Genomic DNA, 14,436 nt, shown 5'->3' on the forward strand with positions numbered 1-14,436 from the left:
ACCGCAGGCTCGCCATCACAGAAGTGAATGGTGTGCATGGTAACTATCGAAGCGGCTGATAGCGCCTCGTGCAGCGCCATTGCGTCAGGGCGATGTCAATTTTAATTGACGAATGTTCGCAGCCTTGCACAGGGCTCCGGAACGCCGAATATGCGTGTAAATCAGGCTTGGCTATTTCTTTGTGTGGGGGCATGTGTTAAGAAAAACGCACAAATCGTCCTACCTTCGTGCTCACACAGGAAACCTCATGTCACTGCGTATCTGCATCCTGGAAACTGACATCCTCCGTCCCGAACTGGTCGACCAGTATCAGGGCTATGGCCGTATGTTCGAGCAGCTTTTCGCTCAGCAACCGGTTGCGGCGGAGTTCAGTGTCTACAACGTGGTGGAGGGGCATTACCCGCCCGACAGCGAGCAGTTCGACGCCTACCTGGTGACCGGCAGCAAGGCGGATTCGTTCGGCAGCGAGCCATGGATCCAGACCCTCAAGCAGTACCTGCTCGAGCGCTACCAGCGTGGCGACAAGCTGCTGGGCATCTGCTTCGGTCACCAGCTGCTGGCGCTGTTGCTGGGCGGCAAGGCCGAGCGTGCCGAGCAGGGCTGGGGCGTAGGCGTGCACAGCTATCGCCTGCAGGGCAATCCGGAGTGGATGAGCCCGGCACTGGACGAGCTGCAACTGCTGATCAGCCACCAGGACCAGGTCACTCGCCTGCCGGAGAAGGCCACGCTGCTGGCGTCCAGCGACTTCTGCCCGATCGGTGCGTACCACATCGAGGATCAGGTGCTGTGCTTCCAGGGCCACCCCGAGTTCATCCACGATTACTCGCGGGCGCTGCTCGAGCTGCGTCAGCAGCACCTTGGCGAGCAGGTCTATCAGCAAGGGGTGGACAGCCTCAAGCACGCCCAGCAGGGCAGTGTGGTGGGCGAGTGGATGATGCGTTTCGTCGCCCAGGGCAGGAAAGCCAAGGTCTGAGCCTGATTCGCAGTCAGAAAGCCCGGATTTCCGGGCTTTTTCATGCCTGCCTGACGGGCAGGAAGTAGGGCGAGAAGCGCTCGTCGCGGCTGGGTGGCGGGCTGCTGCGTTGCCGCTTGAGGCTCTCGGCCAGGTCGAGGTGATGGGCGAGCTTGTGGCTGCACTCGATGTTGCGCGCCACCGCGCCAGCCGAGCCCTTGCCGATGCCGACCAAGGCCAGCAGGGTGGTCAGCAGGGCCATGCCGGCAAGCATCAGCAGGCGGCTCCGTTGGGTTCTGAGCATGGCCGCACCTCAGCTCGGCGAGAGGGCGCGCAACAGCGCCGGCAGCTGGCTGATCAGCGTCTGCAGCGGCGCCGACTGTTCGAAGGTCGGCGTGCTTGGCTTCAGGCTGGCATAGCTCAGCACCAGCACCGTGGAGGTGCTGATCAGATACAGGCCGATGGCTGCGAGGGCGCCGTTGCGGGCCGCTTGTGCGAGGCGTGACATGTCCGTGCTCCAGGTCTTGGGTAGGCGTGGGCACAGAATCGCTCAAGGCATTTCGATTGAATAATGGATGTGCAGCAGAGTAACTATCGATCGTTTTGATGGTTGCCGCGGGTTGTCGGTGCGCACCGACAACCCGCCTGCCAGTCAGGCGCTGGCCAGTTCCGCGTCCATGCTGCTGATGCACTCGCGCATGGCCTGCTGGCAGCGCTCCATCAGCGCCGGCATGTCGTCCAGGCTCAGGCCGGCAGTGGGGATGGCCGGCAGCGAGCGGATCAGGATGCGGCCGCTGTTCCAGCGGTTGAGACGCATGGACCTGGCATAGTTGCTCACGCACACCGGAATGATCGGAACACCGGCGTTGATCGCCATCTGAAAGGCGCCTTTCTTGAACGGCAGCAGGCCACGGCCGAGATTGCGCGTGCCCTCCGGGAACACCCAGATCGAGGTGTCGTGATCACGCAGGGTTGCGGTGGTGGTCAGCATGGCCCACTTGGCAGCCAGGGCATTGCTGCGGTCGATCAGCACGTTGCCCGCCAGCCAGTACAGCTGGCCGAAGAACGGCACCCATTTGAGGCTCTTCTTGCCGATGCTCACCGTGCGTCTGGGCACCACGCGGCCCAGCACGTACAGGTCGAAGTTGGACTGATGGTTGGCGATGATCACGCATGAGCGCTGGTGTTCCAGCAGCGGGCGGACGTCGGCCTTGAGCTTGAGGCGCAGCAGGCACAGCGCGGGCAGCGAGTAGAGGCGTGCGCAGAGGCGGCTGTTGTCCGGGTTGAAGGGGCGGCATAGGCCGAGCAGCAGGCCTAGCAGCCCGGCGAAGATGAAATGCACGCCCATCAGCAGCATGCGCAGAACGAAGAGCATCGAGGTACGACCGTCAGGGAAGGGGCGCGCAGTGTACGGGCGTTCACTCTGCCGGGCAATTCCCCGGAACTACCAGCTGAGGTTGGTAAACGTCATGAATTGTCGCAGATCTTGTCAGCTTTGCCGCAGATGGAGAAAGGGCGCCTTGCGGCGCCCTCTGTCACTGTTCCTGCTCGGCTCTGGCGGGCTTGCCCGGCAGCAGGCCGTCGGCCCTGAACATCGCCTTGATCCCGCGCAGCGCCTGGCGCGTGCGGTCCTGGTTCTCGATCAGGGCGAAGCGGACGTGGTCGTCGCCGTAGTCACCGAAGCCCAGGCCGGGCGACACGCAGACCTTGGCTTCGGCCAGCAGCTTCTTGGCGAACTCCAGCGAGCCCAGATGCGCGTAGGCCTCGGGAATCTTGGCCCAGACGTACATCGAGGCCTTGGGCTTCTCTACCATCCAGCCGATCTCGTGCAGCCCCTTGACCAGCAGGTTGCGACGCTGGCGGTACTGCTCGGCGATATCGCGCACGCATTGCTGGTCGCCTTCCAGGGCGGCGATGGCGGCCACCTGCAGGGGTGTGAAGGTGCCGTAGTCGTGGTAGCTCTTGATCCGCGCCAGGGCGTTGACCAGCTCGGGGTTGCCGACCATGAAACCGATGCGCCAGCCGGCCATGTTGTAGCTCTTGGACAGGGTGAAGAATTCCACCGCGATGTCCTTGGCACCTGGCACCTGCATGATCGACGGGGCCTTCCAGCCGTCGTAGACGATGTCGGCATAGGCCAGGTCATGCACCACCAGTACGTCGTACTGCTTGGCCAGGGCGACCACGCGCTCGAAGAAGTCCAGCTCCACGCACTGTGCGGTGGGGTTGGAGGGGAAGCCCAGGATCATCATCTTCGGCTTGGGAATCGACTCGCGGATGGCGCGTTCCAGTTCCGCGAAGAAGTCCACGCCCGGCACCAGCGGTACCGAGCGCACCTGGGCGCCGGCGATCACCGCACCGTAGATGTGGATCGGGTAGCTGGGGTTGGGCACCAGCACGGTGTCGCCATGATCCAGGGTGGCCAGCATCAGGTGCGCCAGGCCTTCCTTGGAGCCGATGGTGACGATGGCTTCGCTTTCCGGATCGATCTCCACGTCGTAGCGGTCCTTGTACCAGCGCGAGATGGCGCGGCGCAGGCGTGGAATACCGCGGGAGGTGGAGTATCCGTGGGTGTCTTCGCGCTGGGCGACCTGCACGAGCTTCTCGACGATGTGCGGCGGAGTCGCACCGTCGGGGTTGCCCATGGAGAAGTCGATGATGTCTTCACCGCGACGGCGTGCAGCCATCTTCAGTTCGGCGGTGATGTTGAAGACGTAGGGGGGGAGACGATCTATGCGCGCAAAGCGGCGCTTGGCGTTCTCTGCCATGATTTCCTCGGATACGTAAGCGCCCGGAACCGTCCGAGCGACGTTGGTCACTGCTGTGACCTGGCGGCGACGATACGCCTGTGGCCGCCAGGCTGTCCAGCGCGCTATGCGCCGCTCTGGCGCTTGAGTCGCAGCAGCAGTTCGGCCAGGGCCTGGATGTCCTCGTCAGTGGTGCGCCAGGACGAGACGCTCAGGCGGAACGCCGGGCGTCCCTGCCAGCGGGTCGGGCCGAACCAGGCCTCGCCACTGCCCTGGACCGCCTCGCGGATGGCGTCTGTCTGTGCGTCCGAGTCGGCGCGTACCAGCACCTGATTCAGCGGCACCTGGTTGAGCACCTGGTAGCCACCGGCGCTGAGGGCGTCGGCGAGCAGGCGGGCCTGGCGAATGTGTCGGTCGATCATGCGCCGCAGGCCGTCGCGGCCGAGGTTGGCCAGTGCCGCCCAGATCGCCACGCCGCGCGCCCGGCGGGAGAACTCCAGGGTCAGGTTGGTCTGCGCGTGGGCACTGGCCATGGCGTAGGCGGCGTCGCTGTTCATCGCCGCAGCCAGGGCGCTGGCGTCCCGGCAGATGGCCATGGCACTGTCGTAAGGGGTGTTGAGCCATTTGTGCCCATCGCAGGTCCAGCTGTCGGCCTGCTCGATGCCGGCGGCCAGGTGCGCCGACGACGAGGCCCGCGCCCAGAGCCCGAAGGCGCCGTCGACATGCACCCAGGCGCCAGCGGCGCGGGCCTTGGGGATCAGTTCGGCGAACGGGTCGAACTCGCCGCTGTTGACCTCGCCGGCCTGCAGGATCAGCAGGCTGCGTGCATCCAGCGGCGGCAGACGCGCCGGGTCGATGCGCCCGCGTTCGTCGACCGGTGCGTAGATCAGCTGATTCATGCCGAAGCCGAGCACGCGCAGGGCTTTCTTCACGGTGACGTGCGCCGTCTCCGAGAGCACCACGCGCAGCGCTGGCGCACCGGCCAGGCCATCGCCATCTAAATCCCAGCCCTGCCCGGCGAGCAGCTTGCGTCGAGCGGTGGCGATGCAGGTCAGGGTGCAGGCGGTGGCGCTGGTGCCGAAGCCGACCGCGCTCTGCGCCGGCAGCCCCAGGGCCTGGCATACCCAGCGCCCGGCGACCCGTTCGAGCTGGTCCGCCACCGGCGAGTTGTTGAAGGACGAGGCGCACTGGTCCCAGGCCAGCACCAGGCGTTCGGCGGCGGCCGCCGCCGGCAGCGTCGCGCCGATGACGAAGCCGAAGTAGCGCCCGCCGTTGCTCGCCACCGTCGCGGGTGAGCCGATGTCATCGAGCTGGCGCAGCACCTGCTCGGCGGCGTGACCCTGCTCCGGCAGTGGCTGGTCGAAGGCGGCCAGGGCGGCGATGGCAGGGGCGTCGGGGAAGACCCGGCGCGTGGGGGTACCGTCCAGGTAGGCGAGGGCGCGGCGGTCGGCTTCGGCCAGCAGGTCGTGTTCGGTCATGAAGGGTTCCTCGGCTAGGGGTTGTCTACCCTAGCCGAGGCCGGCGGGACGGGGCATACACAGGCGCCGGCGAAGGCGACTGTAACAGTTGCCTGACTGATACAGTCCGTACCGGTACAGTGAACTGTTTCAGCGGTACAGTTGCTCAGCCGCCGAGCATGTCGTGCATGGCGATGATCTGTTCGGCGACCTGGATCAGCTTCTGCTGGCGGCTCATGGCCTGGCGCCGCATCAGGGTGTAGGCATCCTCTTCGTTGCAGCTCTTCATCTTCATCAGCAGGCCCTTGGCCAGCTCCACGCGCTTGCGTTCGGCCAGCTGTGCGTCGCGGGCCTGCAATTGCGCGCGCAAGGCCTGGTCGCTCTCGAAGCGCGCCATGGCGACGTCGAGGATCGGCTGCAGGCGCTGGGCGTGGATGCCCTCGACGATGTAGGCGCTGACACCGCTCTGGATCGCCTGGCGCATCACGCCGGGGTCGTGCTCGTCGGTGAACATGACGATCGGCCGTGGCTGGTCGCGGCTGACCAGGACCACCTGTTCCATGACGTCGCGTCCGGGCGACTCGGTGTCGATCAGGATGACGTCGGGGCGCACCGCCTCGACGCGCTCGGGCAGGTCGATGGTCAGCCCTGATTCGTCGATCACCTCGAAGCCGGCCTCGACCAGCGCGGTCTTGAGGCGGCCGACCTTCTTGGGCGTGTCGTTGATCAGCAGGATACGCAGCATCGATGGCTCTCCGGGCAGTTACAGGGCGGCAGCCGGGCTGTCGGCCAGGGCGTGGAGGTGGAAGCTGCGGGCATAGGCGGCCGGGTCGCTGCCGTCCCAGCGGGTGCCGTCCTGAAGCGTGGAGCTGCGCATCTCGGCGGGTACGGCAATGCCCAGCGCGCTGGCGGCCTGGCGATACAGCGCCAGTTGCTGCACCTGGCGGGCGATGCCGAGGTAGTCCGGGTCGCTGCGCAGCAGGCCCCAGCGGCGGAACTGGGTCATGAACCACATGGCGTCGGACAGGTAGGGCTGGTTGACCAGGCCGCCCGCATGGAAGCGCAGCGGGTGCTCGTCCTGCCAGGTGCGCCCCAGGCCGTCCTGATACTGGCCAAGGAAGCGTGGCGTGATGGCTGACACCGGGGCGTTGACGTATTCGCTGCCGCTGAGCAGCTGGGCGGTGCTGCGCTTGTTCTCTTCGTTGTCGTCGATGAAACGGGCGGCGTCGAGCACGGCCATGATCAGGGCGCGCGCGGTGTTGGGGTTCTGCTCGACGAAGGCGCGGGTGCAACCCAGCACCTTCTCCGGGTGGTCCGGCCAGATCGCCTGGATGGTGGTGACGGTGCAGCCCAGCTGTTCGTCGACGGCCTTGGCGGTCCAGGGTTCGCCGACGCAGAAGCCGTCGATGCGCCGCGCTTCGAGGTGCTCGACCATCTGTGGCGGCGGGACCACCACGCTGTCGACATCGCGCAGCGGATGGATGCCCTGACTGGCCAGCCAGTAGTAGAGCCACATGGCGTGGGTGCCGGTGGGGAAGGTCTGGGCGAAGGTCAGGCGTGCCTCATGCTGGTGCACGTGTTGCCTGAGTGCCTCGCCGTTGGTCACGCCGGCCGCCTGCAGGCTGTGCGACAGGTTGATGCTCTGGCCGTTCTGGTTCAGCCCCATCAGCACTGCCATGTCGGTGGCGGGGGCGCCACCGAGGCCCAGCTGCACCCCGTAGATCAACCCGTACAGGCTGTGCGCGGCATCCAGCTCGCCGCTGAGCAGGCGGTCGCGCAGGCTGGCCCAGGACGTCTGGCGATGCAGCCTGAGGCTCAGTCCGTACTTCTCGGCGAAGCCCTGAGTGGCGGCCACCACCACCGAGGCGGAGTCGCTCAGGGCCATGAAGCCGATGTTCAGGACGCTCTTCTCAGGGGCATCGCTGCCCCAGGCCGGGGCGTCGTCGCGAGGGGTGTCGTGTTCGCTCATGTCGCTTCCTTAACGCTCACGCAAATAACGGCAGCCGTGCATCAGAACGCCGCGCCCGCCTCATGGCGTTACCGGTGACGGTGGGCAGGGATGGTTGGCCATAAAAAAACGTCGTACCCGATCCGGCGCGGATGGCCGGATCAGATACGACGCCGTTGTCGATCGAGCCTATCCGTCGTTGGAAAGGCTGCTTGCATGGGGTTGAAGCAAGGGGTATGCCAGTGCGTTCAGCGCTCCAGAACCTGCTTCACGCTGGTCTGCGGGATCTGTTGCTTGCGGCCTTCACTATCGGTGAACTGAAGCATGCCGGTATCGGAGTCAAGCTTGGGCTTGCCATCGCTGGTGAGCATCTGGCCGTCAGTGGTCGTGATGATGTACTCGCTGGCGCAGCCGACCAGTCCGAAAAGGCACAGGGCTACGATGATCCATGGCTTCATGATGTGCTCCTGAAAGGTTGCGGGGGAATCCCCACAAATGACATTAGCTGCTGCCGTAACGTCTGCAAGACAGTGCGGCAAAAGGTCCTTTCCGGCGCCCATGAAAAAGCCCCGCACTGGGCGGGGCTATTGTCACAACGCTGGGATCAGGCCTGAACGACCGGGATCTGGGCGTTGGCCGCAGCTTCACGGAAGTCTGCGATCTGGTCGAAGCTCAGGTAGCGGTAGATGTCGCCAGCCATGCTGTCGATGTCCTTCGCGTAGGCCATGTACTCCTCGACGGTCGGCAGCTTGCCGAGAATCGAAGCGACCGCAGCCAGTTCGGCAGAGGCCAGGTACACGTTGGCGCCATCGCCCAGACGGTTCGGGAAGTTACGAGTGGAGGTCGAGACCACGGTGGAGTTGGCAGCGACGCGAGCCTGGTTACCCATGCACAGCGAGCAGCCCGGCATTTCCATGCGCGCGCCGGCCTTGCCGTAGATGCCGTAGTAGCCTTCCTCGGTCAGCTGGTGGGCATCCATCTTGGTCGGCGGCGACAGCCACAGACGAGTCGGGATGCCGCCCTTGACCTTGTCCAGCAGCTTGCCGGCAGCGCGGAAGTGACCGATGTTGGTCATGCACGAACCGATGAACACTTCGTCGATCTTGTCGCCGGCCACGGTGGACAGCAGGCGGGCGTCGTCCGGATCGTTCGGGGCGCACAGTACCGGCTCGTTGAGCTCGGCCAGGTCGATCTCGATGATTTCCGAGTACTCGGCGTCCTTGTCGGCTTCCATCAGCACCGGGTTGGCCAGCCAGGCTTCCATCGCCTGGGCACGACGCTCCAGGGTACGGGCATCGCCGTAGCCTTCGCTGATCATCCAGCGCAGCAGGGTGATGTTGGACTGCAGGTATTCGGCGATGGCCGCTTCCGGCAGTTTGATGGTGCAGCCGGCGGCCGAACGCTCGGCGGAGGCGTCGGACAGCTCGAACGCCTGCTCGACGGTCAGGTTGTCCAGGCCTTCGATCTCGAGGATGCGGCCGGAGAAGATGTTCTTCTTGCCTTTCTTCTCGACGGTCAGCAGGCCTTTCTGGATGGCGTAGTAAGGGATTGCATGGACCAGGTCACGCAGGGTGATACCCGGTTGCATCTTGCCCTTGAAACGCACCAGAACGGATTCCGGCATGTCCAGCGGCATGACGCCGGTGGCGGCGGCGAAGGCCACCAGGCCGGAACCGGCCGGGAAGCTGATGCCGATCGGGAAACGGGTGTGCGAATCGCCACCGGTGCCGACGGTGTCAGGCAGCAGCATGCGGTTCAGCCAGCTGTGGATGATGCCGTCGCCCGGACGCAGGGACACACCGCCACGGGTGCGGATGAAATCCGGCAGGGTGTGGTGGGTGGTGACGTCGATCGGCTTCGGATAGGCCGCAGTGTGGCAGAAGGACTGCATCACCAGGTCAGCGGAGAAGCCCAGGCAAGCCAGGTCTTTCAGCTCGTCGCGGGTCATTGGGCCGGTGGTGTCCTGGGAACCGACGGTGGTCATCTTCGGTTCGCAGTAGGTGCCCGGACGCACGCCTTCGACGCCGCAGGCCTTGCCGACCATCTTCTGCGCCAGGGTGAAGCCCTTGCCGCTGTCAGCCGGTTGCTCCGGCTTCTTGAACAGCTCGGAAGCGCCCAGGCCCAGCTCGGCACGCGCCTTCTCGGTCAGGCCACGGCCGACGATCAGCGGGATACGGCCGCCAGCGCGGACTTCGTCGAGCAGCACCGGGGTCTTCAGTTCGAAGGTGGTGATGACGTCGTCGGTGCCGTGCTTGCAGACCTTGCCAGCGTACGGGTAGACATCGATCACGTCGCCCATGTTGATGTTCGAGACATCGAACTCGATCGGCAGGGCGCCGGCATCTTCCATGGTGTTGTAGAAGATCGGAGCGATCTTGGTGCCGAAGCAGAAACCGCCGGCACGCTTGTTCGGAACGTAAGGGATGTCGTCGCCGAAGAACCACAGCACCGAGTTGGTGGCGGACTTGCGGGACGAACCGGTACCGACCACGTCACCGACGTAGGCGACCGGGAAGCCCTTGGCCTTGATCTCTTCGATCTGCTTCAGCGGGCCGATGGCGCCTTGCTGCTCCGGCACGATGCCGTCGCGGGCCATTTTCAGCATGGCCAGGGCGTGCAGCGGGATGTCGGGGCGCGACCAGGCGTCCGGGGCAGGGGACAGGTCGTCGGTGTTGGTTTCGCCCGGGACCTTGAACACGGCCAGGCTGTATTTCTCGGCGATGGCCGGCTTGTTGGTGAACCACTCGCCATCGGCCCAGGACTGCAGCACGGCCTTGGCGTTGGCATTGCCGGCCTTGGCTTTCTCGGCGACGTCGTGGAAGGCGTCGAACATCAGCAGGGTGTGCTTGAGCTGCTCGGCGGCAACGGTGCCGAGGGCGGCATCGTCCAGCAGGTCGACCAGGGTGGCGATGTTGTAGCCGCCCTGCATGGTGCCCAGCAGTTCAGCGGCGCGCTGCTTGCTGATCAGCGGGGAAGTGGCTTCGCCCTTGGCAACGGCAGAGAGGAAACCGGCCTTGACGTAGGCGGCTTCGTCCACGCCTGGCGGCACGCGGTTGGTGATCAGGTCTACGAGGAATTCTTCTTCGCCAGCCGGCGGGTTTTTCAGCAGCTCGACCAGGCCTGCGGTTTGTTCGGCGTTCAGCGGCTGGGGCACGATACCCTGAGCGGCACGCTCTGCTACGTGTTTGCGATAGGCTTCAAGCACAGTTATTACCCTCATCAGTGGTCCCAAAGGGTTGTCCGGGACGCGATCCAGATACTCACGAACCAGGCGCTTTTCGACTTTATGAGCCGATCAGCCGAGATTGCATGAGTCTCTTGTAGAAGCTGCTTTCAAAGTTTTACGCCGGCAGGACGGGTTCTGATGAGGGCTGACGCAGACGCTCGGGGGGACTTCGAGCGGCTGCGTCGCCATCGTACCTGCAGGATCGACTGTGCTCGTGACGCTTTGAAAACAGCTTCCAACGGACATTGGCGCCGTAAAAGGCGGGCCGATTCTACTGGAAAGCGCGGACAAAGTTAAGCCGACGTCCCCGTATTGGTAGGGGTGATCTGGATTAGACAAAGGGCTAAGATGCTCGGCCGTTCTGCTGTCTATATTGCTTTGCCATGTCCAATCAGCGCATCAAGACGCCTTGTGTAGGCTTGTGTTCGACCGTCTATGGCGATGTGGTCTGCCGCGGTTGCAAGCGCTTCCACCACGAGGTGATCAACTGGAACAGCTACGGCGACGAGGAGAAGCGCGCCGTCTGGACGCGCCTGGAAGTCCTGCTGGTGCAGGTGATGGCGGCCAAGCTGGAGGTGTTCGACGAGCAGCGCCTGCGGAGCCAGCTGGAGCAGCGGCAGATCCGCTTCGTGCCGCAGCAGTCGCCCTATTGCTGGGCGTATCAGCTGATCGCGCGCGGCGCGCGCATGATCAATCAGCTGGAGGCTTACGGCATGGTGCTGCTCCCGGAGTTTCGCGACTGGGGCCTGCCCGAGCTGCGCGATGCCATCGACCGCGAGTTCTTCCTCCTGTCCGAGGCGCACTACGAGCGCTACATCGCTCCGAAATTCCTGCGCGAAGGCCTGGAAGTACGGGTCTAGCCCGACACCGGCAGATACAAAAATGCCGCTCGACCTCGAGCGGCATTTTCATTTCGGAGGCAGCTTCAGCGCTGCGCCACCAGTTCTTCGAGGTGGGCGATCACCTCATCCGGCTTGAGCACCAGGACATCGCTTTCCAGTGCATCGAGCACCACCTCGGCCGTGTTGCCGATCAGGGCGCCGGAGAGCCCCGTGCGCGCCACCGTGCCGATCACCGTGACGGCGGCGCCGAGGCGGTGAGCCATTTGCGGGATCACCACGTCGGCAGGGCCCTCGACCACGTGCAGGCGTTCGTCGCTGATGTCGTACTCGGCCTGGAAGCTGCGGCATTGCTCGCGGTAGCGCGCCTCGATGGTTTCTTTCAGCTGGAAGGTCGGGTCGACGGCGGACAGCATGGGCGTCGGGTGGGCGGTGATGACGTGCAGGGTGCCCTTGGCCAGCCCGGCGATATCGTAGCCGTGGCTGATGATGCCGGCATGCAGGGTGCGATGCTCGCCATCGGCATTGCCTACATCCACGGCGGCGAGGATGCTGCCGCCAGTCCATGGGCGGTCGGTCTTGACCATCAGCACCGGCCCCGGACAGTAGCGCAGGAGCTTCCAGTCCTCGGGGGTGAGCAGGGCTTTCTTCAGGGGGTTGTCCGGCAGGTGCTGCTTGACCACCAGGTTGCAGCCTTCGGCCTGCTGCACGGTGATGATGGTCTGGTGCAGGTTGTCGTGCCAGGACTGCTGGGTGGAGACGCTGAAGCCCTCCTGGGCGAGGCCGCTGCTGAGGTCGTTGAGCCAGGCGCTGTGATCGCCCTTCTTGTCGCACACCAGCAGGTGCAGATGCGACTGGGTGACTCCAGCTATCAGTCTGGCCCGCTTCAGTGCCAGGCCTTCCGGGTGTTGGGGCTCCATCACCACCAGAATACTGCGAATCGCTTGCATGGTCGTCTCCCTGAGAATGAATAGCGCTTATCCAACTATAGGTGCGCCGGCTTCAGCCGCTCGTTGACCTGTATCAACGCTGTGCTGGTCGACGGGCCTGTCACTCGTATAATGGCCCGCCATTTTCAACCTCGCCAGCACCATGAGCGCTTCAAATATGATGTCAAATGCCGAGCATATTCCGAGTAACGGCGAAGAACCTGTGTCGATCCTGCAGGAAATTCTCGGCTTTCTTGGCGGCGTCGCCACCCCGGATGCCTGGCTGGACGAGGCCTTGCGTCAGCAGGAAATCCTGCTGCTCGATCACCGCAACCTGGAGTACAAGGCCGCACAGACAGCCCTGAGCCTCATGGGACGCTACCTAACCAAGACCGAATTGACCGCGAGAATGTCGCGTTTGGCCCGTGAGGAGCTGGTGCACTTCGAGCAGGTGAGCAAGATCATTCGCGGCCGGGGTATCGAGATTCGCCACGTATCGGCCTCGCGCTACGCCGCCGGCCTGCGTGCGCTGCTGCGCAATGGCGAAGTCGAGCGGCTGGTGGACGTGCTGGTGGTGGGCGCCTTCATCGAGGCGCGCTCGTGCGAGCGCTTCGCCGCGCTGGTGCCGCGTCTGGACGCCGAGCTGGCCAAGTTCTACGCCGGGCTGCTGGAAAGCGAAGGGCGCCACTACCGGGGCTATCTCAAGCTCGCTTACCTGTACGGCGATGCGACCGATGTCGATGCGCGCATCGAGGTGGTGAGGGCCGTGGAGCAGGAACTGATCACCATGCCGGACGAGCAGTTCCGTTTCCACAGTGGTGTACCGGCATAAGGCCGCGGCGGCGGTGGCGACCTCAGATTGAGCCGCTCCTACGAATTTGTACGGGCTACGGTTTGGAGGCGTTTGGCTGGGTAGGGCGGGTGAAACCCGCCGTGAGGGAGATGGCGGGTTTCACCCGCCCTACATCGCTTTCGCGGCTGAAGCCGCTCCTACAGGATTGTATGGCTACGGCTCGCAGGCGTTTGCGGGAGCAAGCTCGAACGGCGCCTGGTTGAAGCCCTCGTCATCGATCTGCAGCGCCCAGCCTTGGCGATCCCAGTCGCCCAGCACGATGCGCCGTGCCGGCTGGCCGTTCACTTCCAGCTCATGCACGGCCGGGCGATGGGTGTGGCCATGGATCAGCGTGCGCACGCCATGCGCGGCCATGACCCTGAGCACTTCCTGCGGCGTGACGTCGACGATCTCACTGGCCTTCATCCGCGTTTGCGCGCGGCTTTCGTTGCGCAGCTTGCGTGCCAGCTTCTGCCGGGTGGCGAGCGGCAGGTTGCGCAGGATCAGCAGTGACAGCGGGTTGCGCAGCCAGCGCCGCAGCTTCATGTAGCCGACATCCAGAGTGCACAGGCTGTCGCCGTGCATCAGCAGTACGCGTTCACCGCCCAGCTGCACCGTGCAGGGATCGCGGAGCAGTGTGCAGCCGGCCTCGCGGCAGAATGCCTTGCCGATGAGAAAGTCGCGGTTGCCGTGCATCAGATGGATGCGCGTGCCGGCATCGCTCAGCTCGCGCAGGGCGCGGGCGATCTCATGCTGGAAGGGCGACATGCCGTCGTCGCCGATCCAGACCTCGAAGAAGTCGCCGAGGATGTACAGCGCTTCGGCCTGGCGCGCGCGCGTGGCGAGAAAATGCAGAAACGCCCGGGTGATGTCCGGGCGTTTCTCTTCGAGGTGCAGATCGGAGATCAGCAGGATCATCGACTTACTCGGCTACGACTTCGGCCTTTTCGATGATCACGTCGTCGACCGGTACGTCCTGGTGGCCGGCTTTCATGGTGGTGGAGACGCCCTTGATCTTCTCGACCACGTCCATGCCTTCGACCACTTCACCGAACACGGCGTAGCCCCAGCCCTGAACGGTCGGTGCACTGTGGTTGAGGAAGCTGTTGTCGGCGACGTTGATGAAGAACTGCGCGCTGGCCGAATGCGGCTCCATGGTGCGGGCCATGGCGACGGTGCCGACCTTGTTGGCGACACCGTTGTTGGCTTCGTTCTTGATCGGTGCACGGGTCGGCTTCTGCTTCATGCCCGGCTCGAAACCGCCGCCCTGGATCATGAAGTTGCCGATCACACGGTGGAAGATGGTGCCGTCGTAGTGGCCTTCCTTCACGTATTGCTCGAAGTTGGCCACGGTTTCCGGGGCCTTGTCGGCGAACAGGTTCAGGGTGATGACGCCGTGGTTGGTGTGCAGTTTGATCATGGTCGTATCCGTGATGAGGCAGGTTCGAGCGCTCGGCTCGTGGATGAACAGCGCTTGTCAGGGTGGCATGCACCCTGTCAGGGGCT

General features: G+C 64.5%; 15 protein-coding genes. 3 read left to right on the forward strand and 12 right to left on the reverse strand.

Going from position 1 to position 14,436, the window contains the following annotated elements; all coding sequences use genetic code 11:
- The first annotated feature begins 247 nt into the window (after positions 1–247).
- Positions 248–973, forward strand: coding sequence for an amidotransferase (locus tag JLK41_RS10790; RefSeq protein WP_037053097.1), 726 nt, complete (start codon positions 248–250; stop codon positions 971–973).
- Positions 974–1,013: 40 nt separating this feature from the next.
- Here JLK41_RS10790 and JLK41_RS10795 read toward each other — a convergent pair whose 3' ends face one another.
- The 9 genes from JLK41_RS10795 to acnB all read right to left on the reverse strand — a co-directional run bounded on the left by JLK41_RS10795 (position 1,014) and on the right by acnB (position 10,309).
- Complete coding sequence (locus JLK41_RS10795) at positions 1,014–1,256, reverse strand: hypothetical protein (protein WP_047588484.1); 243 nt, start codon at positions 1,254–1,256, stop codon at positions 1,014–1,016.
- Between the two features lie 9 nt (positions 1,257–1,265).
- Positions 1,266–1,460, reverse strand: a complete 195-nt coding sequence (locus JLK41_RS10800) for a hypothetical protein (protein ID WP_134675977.1) — start codon at positions 1,458–1,460, stop codon at positions 1,266–1,268.
- Positions 1,461–1,604: 144 nt separating this feature from the next.
- Entirely contained in the window at positions 1,605–2,327 is a 723-nt protein-coding gene (locus JLK41_RS10805) for a lysophospholipid acyltransferase family protein (protein ID WP_210390989.1), read from the reverse strand.
- A 160-nt stretch (positions 2,328–2,487) separates the two neighbouring features.
- Positions 2,488–3,720, reverse strand: a complete 1,233-nt coding sequence (alaC, locus tag JLK41_RS10810; protein ID WP_037053093.1) for an alanine transaminase — start codon at positions 3,718–3,720, stop codon at positions 2,488–2,490.
- 104 nt (positions 3,721–3,824) lie between these two features.
- On the reverse strand, positions 3,825–5,177 hold the full coding sequence (locus JLK41_RS10815; protein WP_210390990.1) for a pyridoxal phosphate-dependent decarboxylase family protein: 1,353 nt from the start codon (positions 5,175–5,177) through the stop codon (positions 3,825–3,827).
- Positions 5,178–5,322: 145 nt separating this feature from the next.
- Positions 5,323–5,901 carry an ANTAR domain-containing response regulator gene (locus tag JLK41_RS10820; RefSeq protein WP_037053090.1) on the reverse strand — a complete coding sequence of 193 codons (579 nt, stop codon included), beginning with the start codon at positions 5,899–5,901 and terminating at the stop codon, positions 5,323–5,325.
- An 18-nt stretch (positions 5,902–5,919) separates the two neighbouring features.
- On the reverse strand, positions 5,920–7,125 hold the full coding sequence (locus JLK41_RS10825; protein WP_210390991.1) for a CmpA/NrtA family ABC transporter substrate-binding protein: 1,206 nt from the start codon (positions 7,123–7,125) through the stop codon (positions 5,920–5,922).
- A gap of 227 nt (positions 7,126–7,352) precedes the next feature.
- The gene (locus tag JLK41_RS10830) at positions 7,353–7,562 is read right to left on the reverse strand and encodes a YgdI/YgdR family lipoprotein (protein WP_037053086.1); all 210 of its coding nucleotides are present in this window, start codon (positions 7,560–7,562) and stop codon (positions 7,353–7,355) included.
- Positions 7,563–7,708: 146 nt separating this feature from the next.
- A complete protein-coding gene (acnB, locus tag JLK41_RS10835; protein ID WP_134675997.1) occupies positions 7,709–10,309 on the reverse strand; it encodes a bifunctional aconitate hydratase 2/2-methylisocitrate dehydratase in 2,601 nt (866 codons plus the stop codon).
- A 404-nt stretch (positions 10,310–10,713) separates the two neighbouring features.
- Here acnB and JLK41_RS10840 point away from each other — a divergent pair, with 404 nt between their 5' ends.
- Positions 10,714–11,190, forward strand: a complete 477-nt coding sequence (locus tag JLK41_RS10840) for a DUF1289 domain-containing protein (RefSeq protein ID WP_037053082.1) — start codon at positions 10,714–10,716, stop codon at positions 11,188–11,190.
- 65 nt (positions 11,191–11,255) lie between these two features.
- Here JLK41_RS10840 and JLK41_RS10845 read toward each other — a convergent pair whose 3' ends face one another.
- Entirely contained in the window at positions 11,256–12,119 is an 864-nt protein-coding gene (locus tag JLK41_RS10845) for a universal stress protein (RefSeq protein ID WP_210390992.1), read from the reverse strand.
- Positions 12,120–12,276: 157 nt separating this feature from the next.
- On the opposite strand from JLK41_RS10845, the gene JLK41_RS10850 reads away from it, so the two are divergent.
- The gene (locus tag JLK41_RS10850) at positions 12,277–12,930 is read left to right on the forward strand and encodes a MiaE family protein (protein WP_210390993.1); all 654 of its coding nucleotides are present in this window, start codon (positions 12,277–12,279) and stop codon (positions 12,928–12,930) included.
- A gap of 174 nt (positions 12,931–13,104) precedes the next feature.
- On the opposite strand, the gene lpxH is transcribed toward JLK41_RS10850, so the two are convergent.
- Both lpxH and JLK41_RS10860 read right to left on the reverse strand, forming a co-directional pair.
- Positions 13,105–13,848 carry a UDP-2,3-diacylglucosamine diphosphatase gene (gene lpxH, locus JLK41_RS10855; protein ID WP_179554045.1) on the reverse strand — a complete coding sequence of 248 codons (744 nt, stop codon included), beginning with the start codon at positions 13,846–13,848 and terminating at the stop codon, positions 13,105–13,107.
- A gap of 4 nt (positions 13,849–13,852) precedes the next feature.
- Positions 13,853–14,350 carry a peptidylprolyl isomerase gene (locus JLK41_RS10860; RefSeq protein ID WP_037053074.1) on the reverse strand — a complete coding sequence of 166 codons (498 nt, stop codon included), beginning with the start codon at positions 14,348–14,350 and terminating at the stop codon, positions 13,853–13,855.
- Positions 14,351–14,436 lie beyond the last annotated feature (86 nt).

It is taken from the genome of Ectopseudomonas khazarica (assembly GCF_017915135.1).
Lineage (GTDB): Bacteria > Pseudomonadota > Gammaproteobacteria > Pseudomonadales > Pseudomonadaceae > Aquipseudomonas > Aquipseudomonas khazarica.

Coding starts and splice junctions, on each gene's coding strand:
- JLK41_RS10790 (WP_037053097.1), top strand. CDS start 248: ATGTCACTGCGTATCTGCATCCTGGAAACTGACATCCTCCGTCCCGAA.
- JLK41_RS10795 (WP_047588484.1), bottom strand. CDS start 1,256: ATGCTCAGAACCCAACGGAGCCGCCTGCTGATGCTTGCCGGCATGGCC.
- JLK41_RS10800 (WP_134675977.1), bottom strand. CDS start 1,460: ATGTCACGCCTCGCACAAGCGGCCCGCAACGGCGCCCTCGCAGCCATC.
- JLK41_RS10805 (WP_210390989.1), bottom strand. CDS start 2,327: ATGCTCTTCGTTCTGCGCATGCTGCTGATGGGCGTGCATTTCATCTTC.
- alaC (WP_037053093.1), bottom strand. CDS start 3,720: ATGGCAGAGAACGCCAAGCGCCGCTTTGCGCGCATAGATCGTCTCCCC.
- JLK41_RS10815 (WP_210390990.1), bottom strand. CDS start 5,177: ATGACCGAACACGACCTGCTGGCCGAAGCCGACCGCCGCGCCCTCGCC.
- JLK41_RS10820 (WP_037053090.1), bottom strand. CDS start 5,901: ATGCTGCGTATCCTGCTGATCAACGACACGCCCAAGAAGGTCGGCCGC.
- JLK41_RS10825 (WP_210390991.1), bottom strand. CDS start 7,125: ATGAGCGAACACGACACCCCTCGCGACGACGCCCCGGCCTGGGGCAGC.
- JLK41_RS10830 (WP_037053086.1), bottom strand. CDS start 7,562: ATGAAGCCATGGATCATCGTAGCCCTGTGCCTTTTCGGACTGGTCGGC.
- JLK41_RS10840 (WP_037053082.1), top strand. CDS start 10,714: ATGTCCAATCAGCGCATCAAGACGCCTTGTGTAGGCTTGTGTTCGACC.
- JLK41_RS10845 (WP_210390992.1), bottom strand. CDS start 12,119: ATGCAAGCGATTCGCAGTATTCTGGTGGTGATGGAGCCCCAACACCCG.
- JLK41_RS10850 (WP_210390993.1), top strand. CDS start 12,277: ATGATGTCAAATGCCGAGCATATTCCGAGTAACGGCGAAGAACCTGTG.
- lpxH (WP_179554045.1), bottom strand. CDS start 13,848: ATGATCCTGCTGATCTCCGATCTGCACCTCGAAGAGAAACGCCCGGAC.
- JLK41_RS10860 (WP_037053074.1), bottom strand. CDS start 14,350: ATGATCAAACTGCACACCAACCACGGCGTCATCACCCTGAACCTGTTC.